Genomic DNA, 19107 nt, shown 5'->3' with positions numbered 1-19107 from the left:
CTTTACATTAAAATTGATAGATGATTCATCGCATTTAATTTTAATGATCCAAAAGCCCATGCGATCATGGGTTTTTGTGTTTACAGCAAAACAGTTGGTTTTGAGTTTTATTTGAATATTTGCAAAGCAGCGTTGCAGAATTGGGCTGTTCAGTAGCCTAGTCATAGTTATATGCTATTAAAATGTAACGACAATATTTAAGCTCAATAACATGCAAGCATTCCATTATCAGGCATTGCCAATCGATGTTCACTTTGGCGTAGGTCATCTGCAAAAAATCCAAGAGATTTTACGTCCTTATGCCTATCAGCGTATTTTAATTATTACTACTGCAGGGCAACAAGCCGCAGGCGAGCGTTTATTGGCACAAATCCAAGACATGGCTGTAGCGGTCTATCCTCATGCGGTGATGCATGTGCCAAAAGAGGTTGCAGATCAGGCCATTCAAGATGTGCAGCGTTTAGGAGTAGATTGCTGTTTGGCATTAGGCGGTGGCTCTGCGATTGGTTTAGCCAAAGCGATTGCCTTAGAAACTCATTTGCCGATTATTGCAATTCCGACCACTTATGCAGGTAGTGAAATGACAGCGGTGTATGGCATCACCGAAAACCAGCTGAAAACCACAGGCAAAGCAGCTCAAGTTTTGCCTAAAGTTGTGATTTATGATCCTGAATTGACACTCAACTTACCCACTGAAATTTCGGCATGTTCGGGCATGAATGCGATGGCACATGCAGTTGCGGCATTATATGCACAGGATAAAAATCCCATTGTAAGTTTAATGGCGCTAGAGGCGATTACTCAACTGGCACAGGCTTTACCTGAAATTGTGCAAGCGCCTCATAATATGCAGGCACGTGAACACGCTTTATATGGTGCATGGTTGGCTGGTGTGTGTTTGGGTTCGGTGGGGATGGCAATTCATCATAAAATTTGCCATAGCTTAGGTGGACGTTATCAGTTGCCACATGCGCAAACCCACGCCATTGTGTTGGCGTATTCAGTGTATTACAACCGACATGCAGATATTGCTGCAATGAATCAACTGGCAGCGGCTTTAAATGTGTCAGATCGGGAACAGTTGGGCTTGGCGATTTATCAGCTTAACCAAAGATTGAATATTCCAATGGCACTTAAAGATTTAGGATTACCCGAAACAGCACCTGCCCAAGTGGCACGTATTATCTGCGATAGTCCATATTATAATCCACGCGAATATGACTATGCCGAATTAGAGGCCTTATTGACCAAAGCTTATTGGGGACAAGCACCAATCTAATACTGCTGAGAAATAGCATGATAGATAAAAAACCGAAGCCACTTAGACTTCGGTTTTTTATTTGCCGTGACGGATTACGGTTTATACAAGCCTAAATCTTGCAAATGTAATCTAAGAATACGTCGCAGTTCCAATACAGCTTCTGGCGTTTCCTGAATGGAATGTCCGCCTTTAATAATTTTTTCTGAAACAGCACCATCTAAGTGGGCACTGTTGTAATGCACCACATCGTCATTCATTAACAGATGCTCAGTGCTGTCGGTATTATTGCCAATAATACTGTGATATTTAAATCCTTTGACAGGCAAAATATCTTCAGTTAATTCCGTAAATTTGGAATTTTTACTTAAATCACTCGGTCCATTTTGAATGACGCCATGCCCAATTTCTTTGGTTAGATTTTTTAAATCGACTTCATGTTGCTGCAAGGTATCCGCAAACGCGCTTAAAAATGCAGTCGGTAAGCGAATGACTTTACGTGCTGCAAGGGTGAACCAGCGGTCTGCAAACTCTGTACCTTTATGCGGTGCAGCCAAGAATATTGCACGGTTAAAATTGGTGATGGGTTTAAGGCGCAAACGTGCTTGCAACAAAGGATCAGATTTAAAGCGTTCCAGACGTCGGTTTTTAAGCATTTGCATGGCAGGTTGAGTTAAATCAGTATCGCTGACCAACAAACGTGCCAAAATACCACCCATGCTGTGTCCAATTACTACAGCATCTTTTTTGGCTGCAGCAGAAGGACTGACCTGTTTAAAGCCTTGTTGAAGCAAGGCATAAATTTGGAAACGGCTTTCTAAAATTGGCATATTGGTCGAGTAAAACACTTGCCAGACTTGAAAGTTTTCCCGCAATACAGGATCGCCCATAATATCGTTGGTTAAGCGAATCCACGCTTCGGGGCTACTGGCCAAACCATGAATGAGGACAATGACTTTTTTATTCGGATTATACGGCTCAAGTAAGTACAAATGCGGCATACTGAGTCGTTCTTCACGATCAATTAAGGATAAATAAGCCGATTTACCTAAATTATTTTGCGCTAACCACAAGCCATAAGGTGCAGAAAAGTTAGCTGCAAGCGGGTAGTTCTTTTGTGCAATTTGGGCAGATTCATATTTATACGGATCATAAGCCTTGAGCTTAAAATGCGGCCGATTCAAAATATCTTCAATGGAATTGGCGCTATGTGGTTCTGCAGTGATTGTCGCGGCTAAATAGCGAGCTTGGTGAATATTTGGATTTTTTCCTGCAGGATAATCATATTTTAGCGGATCAATAATATATTTGCTTTTGCTCAGATCATCGTTTGGATTTTCAGGCAATACCACCAGAAATTCAGACCCAAAACCATCACGGCGCGTGACCGAGCGCAAACCCGAAAAGTTCAGGTTATAGGTTGACATCAACTGCTGAATTTTTTGTTGTTTCAGCTGCGGGTAGTACTCAAAATCAATGTCATAAATGCTGTTGCCAACACGAATTTGTTGTTGCAATTCATCGTGTTTATAGCGCAGCGCATAGCTGCTGACCAATTTGGCAATCGCCTGATTATAAAAATCCCGAATTTGGACTTGTCTGTTATCAAAAAGACGGTCTTGCGGCGCACGTTTGGTTTTAAACATGTAGGCGTAACTATAACGAATACTTTGATCGAGCATGTGCAATTGCTGATCTAAACATTGTTCATAATTGGCCTGATGAATTTTTTGTTGTTCTTCCGATCTTTTACTGTTCAGAATACTGATTTTACAGGACGATGAATTTTCCAGTTCAATCGCTTTCGCTAAATATAATTCACTGGCGGTTGAGAGCAGTTGTTCATCTTGAATTTGCGGGATTTGTTTGAGTGCACTTACACATTCTTCAGGTTTTTCGGCACAAATATTGGCTTCACGTCCTGTCATCGACAAGACATTTAAACTGGCTTCACTCAGTTTTTTGCGCGATAAAATACTATCACGTTCATTGGCAATACTAACTTTTAACGCCTGATTTTTAACACTGACCACCTGACAACCAGACAGCAGTGTTGTACTGAGCAATGCAGCAATCACAATTTTATTCATGGAAAGTCTGGCTTAATTTTTAAGATTTTTTTCCATCATACGTTTTTTTAAAGCTTTTTCAATTGCGTAGAAAGCAAAATAGACCGTCGAAACGGTCTATTTTTAGGTATTTTTGTATCGATTTTTTATTAAGTGCGTGGTGCGATCACTTGCCACACATTCCAGCGACCTTGCTTTTCAATTTCAGCAATCAAACGGTCAGCCACTTCGGCTTCTTGCGGGTATTTGATTTTATAGTTTTTCAAAGTTTGTACTGCATTTTTCTTTTGTTCCATGGCAATATAATTGTTTGCCGCAGACAAATAAGCTTCCTGCACACCTGCTTTCATGGCTTTGTCTAAATAAGGAATGGCTTCACGATGACCGCCACCTTCAGACAGACCGAAACCAAACCAGAAATTCGCTTCGGCATCTTCCTGATTAATTTTTAAGATACGCTGCGCATAGTTAAGTGAGCGTGTGGTGTAAACAGAGCCTAAGTCTAGGTTACGTGCCATAACACTGGCTTTAAATGCACGCATCAAAATATCAAAAGAGGCATTTTCATTGGCTGCCAAAGTGTCTAATTGTTGAGTCAATTCTTTGAGCTTTGCCTCGAAACCACGACGTTCCTGACGTTCGCTAAAACGTGGTGGATAGTGACGTGCTTTGCCTTCGACCAATTGTAAGAAGTCATCAATTTCGGTGATGTCAATTTCGTTTTCACCTGCCAAAACTGCAAACTTCAAGCTACGGGCATTGTTATTGACCGTAGGTACAATCAATTTGTTTTGATCTAAGGTAATGCTTTTGCTTGGATCATTTGGGTTAGTAACCACCATTTTAGTCACAGGCTGTGCTGCTGCTTTTTGTAGGTTAATTTCAAATGGTGGTGGGGCATCATAATTAAATGGATTTAAGGCATAGAATGGTGCACTTAATTCAGGTTCGGTAAATACGATAGGTGGTTTTACTTCTTGTTTTGGTGGTGCAACACAGGCGCTAACGAGCGTTGCGGCTAGAATACTGAGTGCCAAAGGCTTAAGAGTCATGGTGTTCTTCCGTTCAATTTATTTTAAAAGTGAGAGGTGATTGTGTCGGATTAAAATATTGCATGTCGGTCAGTCTAAGAAATCTGTTCCGAACATGCAATACAATTGAGGGGGCTTAGTTACACAGTGATACGAAGTTTTTTTAAGTATGTAGGATTGATCAAATAAACAGCCCTATTTACTTTGTGCTTCACACTCACGTCTAACATCTTCAATTATTTTTAATTCTTCTGCACTATAAGGTTGTTCATTTTGCTGTGGGTTTTTAAAGCTTGGGTCAAGTAAAGAGAGACGCTGACATAATAAATTCATACGTTTTTCATTTTGTTCCAAGCGATCTAGTAATACTCGCATGCCGTCCAATACTGGGTCAGATTGGTCCTGCGTTGCTGCATAAGGTTGGAAACCAATACTGGCAGCATAATCACGACGACGTGCTTCCTGATCATCGGCAGGTTTATTTTTCATAATAAAGCGCGCAGGGTTACCCACAGCAGTTGCGCCTTCAGGTACTTCTTTGGTCACAACCGCATTAGAGCCAACTTTGGCATTTTTATGTACGGTGAATGGGCCTAGAATTTTCGCGCCTGCACCGACTACTACGCCATCTTCCAAAGTTGGATGACGTTTGCCTTTATTCCACGTTGTGCCGCCTAAAGTCACGCCATGATATAAGGTGACATCATCACCAATTTCAGCAGTTTCACCAATCACCACGCCCATGCCATGGTCAATAAAAAAGCGACGACCAATTTTTGCACCGGGATGAATTTCAATTCCTGTAGCAAAACGGCTAAATGACGAGAGTAGACGTGCCGACCCCTTGCAGTCTTTGTTCCATAATTCATGCGCCACACGATGCATAATTAAAGCGTGAATTCCTGGATAAGTGGTTAAGACTTCAAGTGTATTTCGAGCAGCAGGATCGCGCGCGAAGACAGCTTGAATGTCTTCTTTGAGCTGTTTAAGCATTAGTTTGATCCTCGTCCTGTGTTGATGTAGATTTTTTCCATGAACCGTTATTCATTGCTTGTACGCGGCTAAAAATACCGCGAAGTAAATGGTATTCCATACGATCTAATTGTATACGTCCGAAAAGCCGACGCAAGCGCAAAGGCAATAATCGTGGATTTTTTGGATCCATAAATTCAATTTCTGCCAGCATTTTTTCTAAATGTGGATAGAACTGTTGCATTTGTTCATGGTTGACCAAAGGTTCATCCCATTGCATCGCTTCAGAATCTGTCACTTGCATCGTCGCTGCAGGATCGGCAATTTTTCCGACAATATCGATGGCAGCCATACGCATTTCATAGCAAATCACTTGAATGGCTTGAGCAACATTGAGCACACCATATTCTTCATTGACAGGAATCGTCACGTGATAATTCGCCAAAGCCAGCTCTTCATTGGTTAAACCACGATCTTCACGTCCAAAAATAATGGCAACATTTTGCCCATGCTGTGCCACAGCATTTAACGACTTTTCTGCCGCAGGGCGTGCATCTAAGAGTGGCCAAGGAATAGTACGACTACGTGCACTGGTGCCAAAGACCAAATGGCAGTCGGCAATTGCATCTTCGAGCTGTTCAACCACTTCAATCTGTTCAATTAAATCGGTTGCACCTGCCGCCAAAGCATCAATATCTGGATGCGGATAGGTTTTTGGATCAACCAAAACCAATTTACATAGCCCCATGGTTTTCATGGCGCGTAAGGCACTACCGATGTTGGCAGGCAGGGTGGTATTCACCATGACAATACGCACGTGGGAGAGGTGTGCGGCAACAGCTGCATTGTCGGTTTGACTCATAACAAATCCAGATGGGTTAAATTTTTAATTAAGAATATTGATCAACTTCGGTATGGTATAAATCCATAGCATCATCCATGCTCATATCAGCAGGTGGTGGAGCAATCGATGCAGGTTTCGCCACATCGACAGCTTTCGCGGCTTTGGATTTCACTTGATATTCGATATGCAGGCTTTCTTTACCAAAATAGTCACGCAATTTGACCAAGGCTTCATCTAAGGGTGCGATTTTCCACTGAATGCCCAAATGTAATTCTGCAGTGGCATAAGCATAGTCAAGGTGCAATAACACAGGAATATGTGTGCATAAATCCACATTACAATAAGGCAGCAACATATTTTGTAAGTCTTGACTCAAGGTCTTGCTTAAATGTTCTGCATGCAAGTGAATTTGAATACTATTGGCGCGTTTTTGACGAATTTCATTCAAGCTAAACGCTTTGGTTAAGCGTCCCATTGGGCGGTCAAAACCTTCACGTTCGTAAATTTCGCCTTCAATCACCACCACTTTTTCAGTTTGTACAATATCTTTAAAGCGTTGGAAGCGCTCATGGTTGGCAGATACTTCAATACGTGCAGTACCATCATCTAAAGTGACCACCATCCGATTTGGGAAGTTGGCGACATCCACCACCAAGCCTGCAAAGACGGTGGTCACGCCACGACGGGTTGGCGTCAGTTCATTAATTTTACTTGGAATAAAGGCTTTTAATTCATTGCGATAGACATCAATCGGGTGACCAGTGAGGTAAAGTCCAAGTGTGTCTTTTTCACCTTTAAGTCGGACTTCATCTGACCATGGTTTTACAGGTTTGGCAGGCTTACGTTGTACTTCTTCAACTTCGCCAAACAAATCCATGATGCCTGTTTCACGGTTGGAACGCGCTTGTTCCGCCGCTTGTACCGCTTCTGGTAATTGAGCCATTAAACTAGAGCGTTCGATGCCTAAGCAGTCTAATGCACCCGCACGAATTAAGGCTTCAAGGGTTCGTTTGTTGATTTTTTTCAAATCAATACGATGACAGAAGTCAAATAAATCGCGGTATGGGCCTTCTTTTTGGCGAGAATCAATCACCGATTGCATGGCTTGTTCGCCCACGCCTTTAATTGCGCCAAGTCCGTAGACAATGGTGCGTTCATCGCTGGCGTGGAAATGATACAAAGACATATTTACCGAAGGTGGTAAAACTTCCAGACCATTGTGGCGACAGTCATCAATCAGGAACACCACGTTATCGGTGTTTTGCATTTCCGACGACATGACCGCAGCCAAGAATTCGGCAGGGTAATGTGCTTTCAGCCATGCCGTCTGATAGGCAACGAGGGCATAAGCAGCCGCGTGGGATTTGTTAAAACCGTAGCCTGCGAACTTTTCCATATAGTCGAAAATATGGTTGGCTGTGGCGGCATCAATGTCTTTTTTCGCAGCACCTTCAATAAAGATTTGGCGCTGTTTCACCATTTCTTCAGGTTTTTTCTTACCCATAGCACGACGTAGTAAGTCCGCACCACCGAGGGTATAGCCTGCACAATACTGTGCCGCCTGCATTACCTGTTCCTGATAAACCATAATGCCGTAGGTTGGTTCAAGCACACCTTCTAGCAAAGGATGCAGATATTCAAACTCGCCACCGTGCATACGGTGAATAAAGTCAGGAATCAGATCCATCGGGCCGGGACGATACAAGGACACGAAAGCAATAATTTCTTCAAATTTGCTTGGACGTGCTTCTTTCAGCATCTTTTTCATGCCCACGGATTCAAACTGGAATACCGCTGTGGTGTTGGCATTGGCAAAGACTAAATAGGCATCTTTATCGTCCAGTGGAATATGTGCAATATCTAGCGGTGTATCGGCTTGGATGCGTTTATTGATATTTTGTACAGCATCTTCAATAACTGTCAGGTTACGTAAACCCAAGAAGTCAAATTTGACCAAACCTGCCGATTCAACATCGTCTTTATCGTATTGTGCAACACGGGCGGTTCCATCAGCATCGCACATAACCGCAGAAAAGTCGGTGATTTTGGTGGGTGCAATCACCACACCACCTGCGTGTTTGCCTGTGTTGCGGGTAATGCCTTCAAGTTTTAAAGCCATTTCCCAAATTTCTGAAGCATCGTCATAGTCTGGGTTAGATGGATTGGTCACCACATCTTTCAGCTGTGGTTCGGCTTCAATTGATTCTTCCAAACTAAGCCCTAAAGGTTTAGTTGGAATCAGTTTAGAAATACGGTCTGCCAAACCATAAGACTTGCCCAAAACCCGTGCGACATCTCGAATCGCACCTTTGGCGGCCATAGTACCGAAAGTGGCAATTTGTGATACCGCATCACGTCCATAGGTGCGTGCCACATAATCAATGACTTTATCGCGTCCTGCAATACAGAAATCGACGTCAAAGTCGGGCATGGATACACGTTCTGGGTTTAAGAAACGCTCAAAGAGTAGTTCATAACGCAATGGGTCTAAGTCGGTAATTTTTAAGCTATAGGCGACCAATGAACCCGCGCCCGAACCACGACCCGGCCCAACAGGTACACCATTATTTTTAGACCATTGAATAAAGTCCATGACGATGAGGAAGTAACCCGGGAAGCCCATCGAATTAATAATATTAATTTCGTATTCAATTCGCTCATCATAAGGTTTGCGAATCTCTGCCCAGTCTTCATCGCGCTGCGCGACAGGATAGAGCACATTTAGACGTTCTTCTAAACCTTGTTTGGATAGGTGCGCGAAGTAGGTATCAATGGTGTGTCCGTCTGGAATTGGATAATCTGGAAGGAAATATTTACCCAATTGCAGCGTGACGTTACAGCGTTTGGCAATGTGATAGCTGTTTTCAATAGCACTTGGAATGTCGGAAAATAATTCCGTCATTTCTGCAGTAGTTTTAAAATATTGCTCAGGACTATACGTTTTAGGACGACGGTTATCCCCTAAAACATAACCATCGGCAATACAAACTCGCGCTTCGTGCGCTTCATAATCTTCACGGCGGACAAAGTGCACATCATTATGTGCCACCACGCCAATATTATATTTTTTAGCTAATTTAACCGCTTCGGCAATAAAAGCATCTTCATCGGGACGATCTGTACGGGTCAGTGCCAAATAAACCCGATTACCAAATTTTTCGATCCATTCTTCTAGCAACGGTTCGGCTTTTTGTGGATTGGACGTGATCAGCATTTTGCCGACATCACTTTGAATGCCGAGTAACAGAATTAGGTCATCGGCTTGTTCTAAAATCCATGCTTTATTGACGCAAGGGATATTGAGTTGCTGACCTTCAATATAGCCACGCGACACCAGTTCGGTCAGATTGCGCCAGCCGTGATTGTTCATCGACAATAGCGTCACACGATGATCGGCATCATTTAAACGCAGCACTGAACCTAAAATCGGTTTGATGCCTTGTCCCAAACATTTGCCATAAAACTTTACGGCAGCGTGTAGGTTAGAGAGATCGGTCAATGCCAAAGCAGGCATTTCTTCATTGACTGCAGCTTTAATCAAGTCAGGTATGCGTACAATCGACTCGGTAATCGAAAATTCTGTATGTATACCTAAATGAACAAAGCGCATGAATCAGTCCCTTAAAAAATCACGGGTTATTTTAGCATGCTCTGCTCAAGACAAAACATGCTGCAGAGTTTTTCCTACGGTTTTCGATGACCTAGACCGTATATCAAATTTTCAGTTTTTGGGATGTTGATATGGTGTGAATCAAGCATGCATGGAGAAGGAGTACGGTTTTAACCCCTTACATGCTCTTATGAGTAGCAAGGGGTTAAATGATGAATCTATTTCTGATGTGTAGATGAAAGATTTATCTGAGTTTAGATAACCAGTCACCTAAACTTTGCACCAATTGCACTAAAATTAATAAGACCACCACGGTTAGCATCACGACACTACTATCAAAACGCTGATAACCATAAGAAATAGCAAGGTCACCAATGCCACCAGCACCGACTGCACCTGCCATCGCAGTTGCGCCAATTAAGCTAATGGTGGCTGTAGTTAGGTTCAAAATGAGTGAGCTGCGTGCTTCAGGTAAAATAAATTTGAAGATAATTTGTAATGGTGTAGCACCCATTGCCTGTGCAGATTCGACAATCCCTTCATTGACTTCAAGTAGTGAAGTTTCTACCAAACGACCAATATACGGGCCGACATAAATGGTCAGCGGTACAATGGCTGCCCAAGTTCCGATGGATGTACCCACTAAAAATTTAGTCAGCGGAATCACCGCAATCAATAAAATAATGAAGGGCAGGGAGCGCAGTGCATTTACAATCGGGTTGAGTCCGTGATAAATCACACGGTTTGGTAAAATACCTGTCGGACGAGTCACTACAAGGGTAATGCCCTGAATAAAGCCCCAGATACAACCAAACAACATGGCAAAGAACACCATATGAAAGGTTTCTTGTAAGGCCGTAACAAATTGGTCAATAGATAAAGAGCTTTTCCAGAAAGGTGTGGTTACCGAAGTCAGCCACTGTACAATTAAATCTCTCATGCTTGTATTCCTGACTGTTCAACTTCAACGCCATTGGCTTTCAGAAACTCAAGCGCCTGTTGAATGACGTTTGTATCACCGAGTAATTGAATGAACATTTGCCCAATCACAGCACCATCAATTTCGGTCATATTGGCAAATAAAATATTCAGGCTAATATCAAACTGTTTAATGATAGCTTGAATCACGGTTTCCTGAGCCGATTTACCTAAAAATTTCAGACAATAAATGCTGTGCTGATTTTGATTTTCCAGATTATTCAAAATATTGATAGGCAATTGTTGCTGCAACACAGTTTGAATGAAGCTTTTAGTGGTCGGGTGTTGCGGCTGACTAAAAATTTCCAAGGTTGAACCTGTTTCAATCACTTTGCCTTGTTCCATCACTGCAACATAATCACAAACCGATTCAATCACATCCATTTCATGCGTCACCATTACAATGGTAATGCCTTGTTCACGGTTAATTTTTTTCAGTAATTCCAGTACAGATTTGGTAGTCTGCGGATCAAGTGCCGAAGTCGCTTCATCGCAGAGTAAAATTTTAGGATGATTGGCTAGCGCACGCGCAATACCGACACGTTGCTTTTGTCCGCCTGAAAGTTCATCAGGATAGGCATCTTTTTTATGTTTTAAATCAATAAACTCAAGTAATTCATTTAAACGTTTTTCACGTTTGGCTTTGTTCCAGCCTAACAGTTTCATCGGCATTTCAATATTGGCAGCCACAGTTTTGGTCTGCAATAAATTGAAGTGCTGAAAAATCATTCCAATATGGGCACGTTCTTGACGCAATTCACGGGCATTGAGTGCAGTAAAATCTTTTTGATGAATGATGACTTGCCCAGCATTTGGACGCTCCAACAAATTGATCAAGCGGATTAACGTACTTTTACCTGCACCACTATAGCCAATAATGCCAAAAATACTGCCTGTTGGAATTTGTAGATTAATTTGATCCAACGCACGCAGTGTTTGACCTTTGAGCTGATAGTGCTTTGAAATGTTTTTAAATTCAATCATATCGTCAAGAAATGTCCATAAATGAAAAAACAGGCAAAGTTCGCTTTGCCTGTTTTGTTTAACGCATTATATTACTATTTTGCTGCTTCAGTGAAATAGCTGACAGGTTTATTTACCGCAACTTTTGTTCCGCCAAAGTGCTGATCAATATATTGCTTCACCGCTTCGGTATGATACAACGCACCTACTTTTTGCAAGATTGGGTCATTTTGACGATCTGCAGCAGTCGCGAGAATATTGACATTCATTTTTGTGCTTTGGTCAATTGGTTCGTAATAAATTGAATCTTTCAGTACGTTCAAACCACCTTCCATTGCAAGGGTGTTGCCCAAGACAATTGCATCGACTTCATCTTTTACACGTACAGCCGTTGCCATTTGAATTGGTTTGATTTGAATTTGCTTAGCATTTTCTACGATGTCTGCAGGCGTGCCTTGAACATTGTCAAAACCATCTTTCAGTTTAACCAAACCAGCCGATTGAAGTAATAACAGTGCACGTGATTCATTGGCACCATCATTTGGAATAGCAATGGTTGCACCTGTTTTGAACTCATCCAACTTTTTCACTTTGCTTGAGTAAATACCCATTGGCTCTAAGTAAGTTGTCGCTACTGGTGCAATTTGATCTTTATTGTTGGCATTAAATGCCACCATATAGGCATAAGATTGGAATGCGTTAAGATCAATTTCTTTATTTGCTACCGCCGTGTTCATTGACACGTAATCGGTGAAGTTTTTCACTTCAAGTTGAATACCTGCTGCTTTGGTTTCAGGTAAGTCGGCAATAAAACGCCAAATATCTGCATCTGAACCAGTCGATGCCATAGTGACAGTGTGTAGAGCAGAAGAATCTTTTTGTGCCGCGTCAGTCGCAGGCGCTTCTTGTTTGCCACAGCCAGCCAAGCCAACTGAAAGACCAAGTACAAGACCAAGGAGCTTTTTCATGAATATATCCCGAGCAAGTTTAAGCAGTGCCTAAAGTTGCCAATGATTGAGAAGAATCAAATCAGCACGATGGATGGAATCGCATGATGATGATTTTGTATGTTTCTCAAATATGTTGTAGGTATTGTTTGAGTACTGAAAAAGTCAGCCCACAGCTCAATCAATAATTTTGAGATGGATGGGCAATTCACTTTTTCAAAAGATGCACCATCATAACAATAAAAAATAATTCTATATAGTGCTGTGTATGTTATGCATATCACTGTTTTACAACAGAAAGCGAATAAGTCAAAATAAGTTCTTATAAATAAATATATTCTGTAAAGATTAAGGATTTGAACAAGTGTTTAAATATTTAGGTGCTTTAAAATTTATTCTGCAATCGATAGTAAAAAACGAGATATGAAATTGTCGGTATGAAATCGGCTTAGTTACAAGAATCAGAACATGGCTGTAAATACATAAAAGAAGTTATGAATGATTTTTCCAACGATAATATATCGCCCATATATAAGGCAAACAGAGTAACAATGAACCTATCCCTATAAAAACATAAGCCAAATATATTAATCCTGCAAAAATAAAAAGTATTTGCAATGTAAACTCAACGAATATTGAAATTAAAAATTCTTTGAAGCTTTTTATTTTTTGCATGTTTATTGATCTAAAGTATTTTATAAACGTAGATCATCACAATGTACATGGGTTACAACCTGATAAACAAAAAGCTCGTACAGTGACGAGCTTTTTTATGGACTTAAATTTTTAGGCTAAACTAAAAATTTTAAGCATTTTCACGAGCAATGGCACGATAGCCAATATCTTTACGATATTGCACACCATCAAAGGTAACTTTTTCGCACAGTTCAAGGGCTTTAGCTTGCGCTTCGCCAATGGTATTACCGAGCGCAGTTACACACAGTACACGACCACCATTGGTCACAATCTCACCATCGGCATTGCTTGCTGTACCTGCGTGGAATACTTTCGCATCTGCCATTTGTGTTTCTAAACCAGAAATCACATCACCTTTGCCTGAAGTTTCAGGGTAACCCGCAGTCGCCAATACAATCCCGACAGTTTTGCGTTCATCCCAGTCTGCTTCGGCAGGTAAGTTGCCAGCAATACCTGCTTCAACCAAATCTACCAAAGATGACTTTAAGCGCATCATAATTGGTTGTGTTTCTGGGTCACCAAAACGGCAGTTAAACTCGATCACTTTTGGTTGACCTTTGTCGTCAATCATTAAGCCTGCGTATAAGAAACCTGTATAAACATGACCGTCTTTTTTCATACCTTCAACAGTAGGACGCATCACTTCATTCATGGTTTTTTCAAATACGTCTGCAGTCACGACAGGGGCAGGAGAGTATGCACCCATACCACCAGTATTTGGACCTTGGTCGCCTTCAAAAATACGCTTGTGGTCTTGTGAAGTTGCCATAGGAAGGATGTTGTCGCCATCAATCATACAAATGAAAGAAGCTTCTTCACCTGCAAGGAATTCTTCAATGACTACACGTGAACCTGCATCACCAAATTTGTTGCCTGCTAGCATGTCATCAATTGCATCAAATGCTTCTTGATTGGTCATCGCCACGATCACGCCTTTACCTGCAGCAAGACCGTCCGCCTTGATCACGATTGGAGCACCATTTTTTTCAACAAATGCTTTTGCCGCATCAACTTCGGTGAATACGTCATAGAATGCAGTTGGAATGTTGTGACGTTTTAAAAAGTGCTTGGCAAAGGCTTTAGAACCTTCAAGCTGTGCAGCAAACTGGGTTGGGCCCCAAATTTTTAAACCCGCTTCACGGCAGGCATCTACTACACCATTGACCAGTGGTGCTTCAGGGCCAACAATGATTAAATCAACAGCATTATTTTTGGCAAAGTCGATGATTGCAGGGTTATTTTGAATATCTAACGCTACATTCTCGCATTTGTTTTCTGTTGCCGTACCTGCATTACCCGGTGCAACGAAGACTTTAGCGACTTTGTCATCTTGTGCGATTTTCCATGCCAACGCATGTTCACGACCGCCGCTACCTAAAACTAAAATATTCATCTAAAAATCCCTCAAAGAATAAAATCCCCCTAGCGAAGCTATGCTTTTCACCCTTGAAAAGGAAGGAGATTGTGCATAAAAACACAGTTCCCTTACGTGAAAAGTCCCCCTTTTATAAAAAAGGGGGATTTCGGAGGATTATTAAATACGACTTCTAATTAATGAGTTTAATTAGTGACGGAAATGACGCATGCCAGTGAAGACCATTGCAATACCAGCTTCATCTGCTGCTGCAATCGTTTCTTCATCACGCATAGAACCACCCGGTTGAATAATGCATTTGATACCAGCTTTAGCTGCGTTATCAATACCATCACGGAATGGGAAGAATGCGTCAGATGCCATTACTGCACCTTCAACCACTAAACCTGCATGTTCTGCTTTAATGGCAGCAATACGAGCAGAGTTTACACGGCTCATTTGACCTGCACCAACACCAATGGTCTGACGGTTTTTTGCATAAACAATTGCGTTCGATTTTACGTATTTCGCAACTTTCCAAGCAAAGATCATGTCGTCAATTTCTTGTTCAGTTGGTGCACGTTTGGTCACAACTTTTAAGTCATCTTTAGTGATCATGCCCAAGTCTTGATCTTGAACCAATAAACCGCCGTTGACACGTTTGTAATCCATTTGTGGAGCGCGTGCATCAATCGCAGGAAGTTCGCCACATACCAGTACACGTACGTTTTTCTTCGCGCCAGTCACTTCAAGTACGCCATCTGCAATGCTAGGCGCAATGATTACTTCAACGAATTGACGGTCTACAATCGCTTGTGCAGTGGCAACGTCTAACTCACGGTTAAACGCAATGATGCCACCAAATGCAGATTCAGGGTCAGTTGCATAAGCAAGGTCATAAGCCGCTTGAATACCGTCTAAAGATACAGCAACACCACATGGGTTCGCGTGTTTTACGATCACACAAGCAGGTTTTGCAAATGATTTCACACATTCAAGTGCGGCATCAGTATCTGCAATGTTGTTATAAGATAATTCTTTACCTTGAAGCTGTTTCGCTGTAGAAACAGAAGCTTCAGTTGCAGCAGGGTCTACATAGAACGCTGCAGATTGATGCGGGTTTTCGCCGTAACGTAAATCTTGCGCTTTGTTCAATTGTGTATTGAATGTACGTGCAAATTGGTCAGCAGTACCTTCTTCTTTACCTACACGTGCACCTAAGTAAGAGGCGATCATGCCGTCATATTGTGCAGTGTGTTCAAATGCTTTCACTGCCAAATCAAAACGAGTTTCGTAAGACAATGCACCGTTGCTTTTCATTTCTGCAATAACAGTCGCATAGTCAGAAGCATTTACTACAATACCTACAGAAGCATGGTTTTTCGCTGCAGCGCGAACCATAGTAGGGCCACCAATGTCGATGTTCTCAATCGCATCTGCAAGTGAACAATTTGGTTTTGCAACAGTCGCAGCAAATGGATAAAGGTTAACAACAACCAAGTCGATGGCATCAATATTGTGTTCTGCCATGACTGCTTCGTCTAGACCACGACGAGCCAAGATACCGCCATGAATTTTTGGGTGTAACGTTTTTACACGACCATCCATCATTTCAGGGAAACCAGTATGCTCTGATACTTCTACGACAGCAATATTGTTGTCTTTAAGCAACTTATAAGTACCGCCAGTAGATAAAATTTCTACCCCAAGAGCAGCAAGGTCTTGTGCAAATTCAACAATACCTGTTTTGTCAGAAACAGAGATTAAAGCGCGTTTAATAGTCATGATCTTCGTCACAGTTTTCAATTACAGATTAAAACAAACTAGCAAAATGCAGGTAAAAAAAATGCCTGCGGAGGTCGCAAGCATTTTATCACTTATTCACTCATTAAACCGTGAGCTTTTAACTTTTTACGTAAAGTACCACGGTTTAGTCCAAGAATTTCAGCAGCGCGTGTTTGGTTACCGCGAGTGTATTCAAGAACAACAGATAAAAGAGGTTTCTCCATTTCTGCTAACACCATGTCATACACTTGTGAAGGTTGTTCACCTTGTAGTTGTGCAAAATAATGGCGAACTGCGCGATCTACGTGAATACGTAAAGCAACATCAGATTGTGCAGTAAAAATAGGAGATTTGCTATTCATGCGAATTAATCCGAAAATCAGATATCACTGGGATAAAGTGATATATCAATGTGGTCTATAAATTAAATGAACTCCGTTTTAGATCCTAAAACGGGAAGTTCTAAAACTGGAACATTTAGCTTGCCACAACTCTAGGCATTGGTCGAAATTTAAGCGTAACAATACATTAATAATTGTTACAGACCAAAATCAAAACAAAAAATCTACTCTGTACGCGATATATAAAAATAAAGCGCATTAGACAGATCTATATTTGTTGTGAATCTTGCGAGGAGTTTGCAGCACAAAGCTTTCGTGGCGCGTATGATACCATTGTATGAGAAAAAGTGAGCAAGAAAACTGCAATTTTTTTAATTTTTTTCGCTATTTTTTCACTATTTTTTTGTGAATTAAGGCTTGATAATTTCTAAAGTATAGGCATCGAAGTCGTTTCGTGATATTGGAACTAAAATGTCAAACTTAAATGGACTGTTTTTAGGAATACGTTGAATGCTCGAAAGACTTTCGACCAAATACTCCTGTGGGGAATAGATGTAAGTCGATAATGTTTGTTGTTTTTCTTTTAAAGTGACTTTGATATTAGGCAAAGCCAAGCTTTTATCATAGTAATTGATCAGCTCACCCGTAAATTGTGTATTCATACGATCTACACGTTTAACCTTCACGCGATTTGCTGAAATTAAGCTATAGCGTTCTTCTAAACTGCTACAGTTAAAAAATTGACAGACTTGGGTAAACACAGAATTCAGTGCAGGGCTGCTGTTTAAAAACTTTGGGTTAAACCACAAAATTTGGAAGATCAACAAGCCAATCAATAAAAGATTAATACTTCCCCAAAGTAAGTAGTAACCATTGCCATGCTTTTTTTCACTTTCAAGATCAGGCGCAGACAACTTCATGGCAGGAATGTTGCCAATCGGTTCAGTACTGAAATAATTGAGGTTATTCAGATAGGTTTTCAGATCAATATTGGAATGTTCAACTTTACGCTGAAAAATATCTAAAATATGTTGCGGTTGCGCAAGTTCAGCAGTTGCCTGCATAAAACTGCGGTTTTGAATGTGATGTAATTGTGATGTGACTGAGTTTTTATTTTGAGGAAAGGCAAATACCAAATGCGAAAGAGCATTAAAGGTATTGTCGCATTTAGGACAACAAACCATCCCTTGCGCAACGGTCAGCTGCGCAACGGATACTTTATAAACAGTTTGGCATTCAGGGCACTTGGTTTGCTTGTCACTCATAACTCAAAAATTACAGTTAGTGGGGATGGCGTTTCCCAGAAATTCGACACCAGTTTTCTTCACGTTTTTCGACTTGTACTATATCAAAAAATTCAGAATAAACACTAGAAACTTCAGCAACTTGCTCTTCAATTACACCTGCAAGTGCGAACTCGCCCTCAGATTTAATTAAAGTTGCAAACTCTGGCGCAAGCATCATCAATGGGCCTGCCAAAATATTGGCAACTAAAATGTCTGCTTTTTCATTACCGATGGTTTCATTGAACTCTTCTGGAAGTCCCACATATAAGTTTTTAAGTACACCGTTGAGTTCTGCATTTTGTTTGGTCGCTAAAACTGCTTGCGGGTCAATATCAGTCGCATAGACTTTTTTTGCACCGAGCAACAAAGCCGCTACTCCTAAAATACCTGAACCACAACCGTAGTCGATCACGACTTTATCTTTTACATTGGTTTTACCTAACCATTGCAGGCACAGGAACGTACTGGCATGGTTACCTGTACCAAAAGCCAAACCTGGGTCAAGTTTAATATTGACTGCATCTGCCTCAGGTGGTTCTAACCATTCAGGTACAATCCAGAATTTCTCTGCAATCTGGATTGGCTCGTAGTAATCCATCCATGAGCGTTCCCAAACCTGATCTTCCAAAAATTCACTGCGTAAAGGGGCATCTGGCATTTGCGCACGAATAAAGGTTTCTAAGGCTGCAACATCAATTTCTTCACCTTCGTCTTGTGCATAAATACCTGTCACAATGACTTTGTTCCAAAGTGGTGTTTCACCTGGCAGTGGCTCAAGTAAGTCCTGATTTTCCGCATCATCTAAGGTTACGCTGACTGCACCCAATGAACTGAGCAGGGTTTCAGTAAAATCGACTTGCGCTTGATCAACAGTAATATGTATTTGTAACCACTTCACGGAGATAACCTAAAATTTAATGCGAAAGCGCTATTGTAACTGAACTGGTGCAGACGCTGTTATTTTTTATTCGGA

14 protein-coding genes are annotated in these 19107 nt (G+C 41.3%); 1 reads left to right on the top strand and 13 read right to left on the bottom strand.

The genetic code is table 11. The annotated features are described in order from the left end of the window. Positions 1-211: 211 nt before the first annotated feature. The gene (locus FTU92_RS03875; RefSeq protein WP_180095659.1) at positions 212-1279 is read left to right on the top strand and encodes a maleylacetate reductase; all 1068 of its coding nucleotides are present in this window, start codon (positions 212-214) and stop codon (positions 1277-1279) included. Between the two features lie 74 nt (positions 1280-1353). On the opposite strand, the gene FTU92_RS03870 is transcribed toward FTU92_RS03875, so the two are convergent. The 13 genes from FTU92_RS03870 to prmA all read right to left on the bottom strand — a co-directional run bounded on the left by FTU92_RS03870 (position 1354) and on the right by prmA (position 19032). Next, positions 1354-3348 (bottom strand): triacylglycerol lipase, encoded by a 1995-nt coding sequence (locus FTU92_RS03870; protein WP_004973116.1) that lies wholly within the window; start codon positions 3346-3348, stop codon positions 1354-1356. Between the two features lie 128 nt (positions 3349-3476). Then, positions 3477-4379, bottom strand: coding sequence for an ABUW_2363 family tetratricopeptide repeat lipoprotein (locus FTU92_RS03865; protein WP_154320674.1), 903 nt, complete (start codon positions 4377-4379; stop codon positions 3477-3479). Positions 4380-4553: 174 nt separating this feature from the next. Continuing rightward, entirely contained in the window at positions 4554-5351 is a 798-nt protein-coding gene (cysE, locus tag FTU92_RS03860) for a serine O-acetyltransferase (protein ID WP_004973118.1), read from the bottom strand. Then, positions 5344-6192: an RNA methyltransferase gene (locus tag FTU92_RS03855; RefSeq protein WP_004973119.1), complete on the bottom strand. Its 849-nt coding sequence runs from the start codon at positions 6190-6192 to the stop codon at positions 5344-5346. Before FTU92_RS03855 ends, cysE begins: the two co-directional genes overlap by 8 nt. Positions 6193-6220: 28 nt before the next feature. Further along, complete coding sequence (dnaE, locus tag FTU92_RS03850; protein ID WP_180095657.1) at positions 6221-9784, bottom strand: DNA polymerase III subunit alpha; 3564 nt, start codon at positions 9782-9784, stop codon at positions 6221-6223. 244 nt (positions 9785-10028) lie between these two features. Then, positions 10029-10724: a methionine ABC transporter permease gene (locus tag FTU92_RS03845; protein ID WP_179988650.1), complete on the bottom strand. Its 696-nt coding sequence runs from the start codon at positions 10722-10724 to the stop codon at positions 10029-10031. Beyond that, positions 10721-11746, bottom strand: a complete 1026-nt coding sequence (locus tag FTU92_RS03840) for a methionine ABC transporter ATP-binding protein (protein ID WP_179988649.1) — start codon at positions 11744-11746, stop codon at positions 10721-10723. Before FTU92_RS03840 ends, FTU92_RS03845 begins: the two co-directional genes overlap by 4 nt. Positions 11747-11820: 74 nt before the next feature. Beyond that, the gene (locus FTU92_RS03835) at positions 11821-12693 is read right to left on the bottom strand and encodes a MetQ/NlpA family ABC transporter substrate-binding protein (protein ID WP_096900915.1); all 873 of its coding nucleotides are present in this window, start codon (positions 12691-12693) and stop codon (positions 11821-11823) included. Positions 12694-13477: 784 nt separating this feature from the next. After that, entirely contained in the window at positions 13478-14761 is a 1284-nt protein-coding gene (purD, locus tag FTU92_RS03830) for a phosphoribosylamine--glycine ligase (RefSeq protein ID WP_004973125.1), read from the bottom strand. 171 nt (positions 14762-14932) lie between these two features. Continuing rightward, positions 14933-16507 (bottom strand): bifunctional phosphoribosylaminoimidazolecarboxamide formyltransferase/IMP cyclohydrolase, encoded by a 1575-nt coding sequence (purH, locus tag FTU92_RS03825; protein WP_004973127.1) that lies wholly within the window; start codon positions 16505-16507, stop codon positions 14933-14935. A 92-nt stretch (positions 16508-16599) separates the two neighbouring features. After that, a complete protein-coding gene (fis, locus tag FTU92_RS03820; RefSeq protein WP_001086304.1) occupies positions 16600-16869 on the bottom strand; it encodes a DNA-binding transcriptional regulator Fis in 270 nt (89 codons plus the stop codon). Between the two features lie 389 nt (positions 16870-17258). Further along, complete coding sequence (locus FTU92_RS03815; protein WP_180095655.1) at positions 17259-18113, bottom strand: DUF3426 domain-containing protein; 855 nt, start codon at positions 18111-18113, stop codon at positions 17259-17261. Positions 18114-18129: 16 nt separating this feature from the next. After that, on the bottom strand, positions 18130-19032 hold the full coding sequence (gene prmA / locus FTU92_RS03810) for a 50S ribosomal protein L11 methyltransferase (RefSeq protein ID WP_004973131.1): 903 nt from the start codon (positions 19030-19032) through the stop codon (positions 18130-18132). Between the last annotated feature and the right edge of the window lie 75 nt (positions 19033-19107).

Origin of the sequence: Acinetobacter sp. YH12205, assembly GCF_013418125.1 — a bacterium.
Taxonomy (GTDB): Bacteria; Pseudomonadota; Gammaproteobacteria; order Pseudomonadales; family Moraxellaceae; genus Acinetobacter; species Acinetobacter towneri.
Note: the sequence above shows the minus strand (reverse complement) of the source record. Positions and strands in the feature narration are given on the sequence as shown.

Bases quoted from the DNA above. Each gene is read 5' to 3' on its own strand.
- FTU92_RS03835 (WP_096900915.1), bottom strand. From the start codon at position 12,693: ATGAAAAAGCTCCTTGGTCTTGTACTTGGTCTTTCAGTTGGCTTGGCT.
- FTU92_RS03875 (WP_180095659.1), top strand. From the start codon at position 212: ATGCAAGCATTCCATTATCAGGCATTGCCAATCGATGTTCACTTTGGC.
- FTU92_RS03815 (WP_180095655.1), bottom strand. From the start codon at position 18,113: ATGAGTGACAAGCAAACCAAGTGCCCTGAATGCCAAACTGTTTATAAA.
- FTU92_RS03865 (WP_154320674.1), bottom strand. From the start codon at position 4,379: ATGACTCTTAAGCCTTTGGCACTCAGTATTCTAGCCGCAACGCTCGTT.
- purH (WP_004973127.1), bottom strand. From the start codon at position 16,507: ATGACTATTAAACGCGCTTTAATCTCTGTTTCTGACAAAACAGGTATT.
- FTU92_RS03840 (WP_179988649.1), bottom strand. From the start codon at position 11,746: ATGATTGAATTTAAAAACATTTCAAAGCACTATCAGCTCAAAGGTCAA.
- dnaE (WP_180095657.1), bottom strand. From the start codon at position 9,784: ATGCGCTTTGTTCATTTAGGTATACATACAGAATTTTCGATTACCGAG.
- FTU92_RS03870 (WP_004973116.1), bottom strand. From the start codon at position 3,348: ATGAATAAAATTGTGATTGCTGCATTGCTCAGTACAACACTGCTGTCT.
- fis (WP_001086304.1), bottom strand. From the start codon at position 16,869: ATGAATAGCAAATCTCCTATTTTTACTGCACAATCTGATGTTGCTTTA.
- cysE (WP_004973118.1), bottom strand. From the start codon at position 5,351: ATGCTTAAACAGCTCAAAGAAGACATTCAAGCTGTCTTCGCGCGCGAT.
- FTU92_RS03855 (WP_004973119.1), bottom strand. From the start codon at position 6,192: ATGAGTCAAACCGACAATGCAGCTGTTGCCGCACACCTCTCCCACGTG.
- FTU92_RS03845 (WP_179988650.1), bottom strand. From the start codon at position 10,724: ATGAGAGATTTAATTGTACAGTGGCTGACTTCGGTAACCACACCTTTC.
- purD (WP_004973125.1), bottom strand. From the start codon at position 14,761: ATGAATATTTTAGTTTTAGGTAGCGGCGGTCGTGAACATGCGTTGGCA.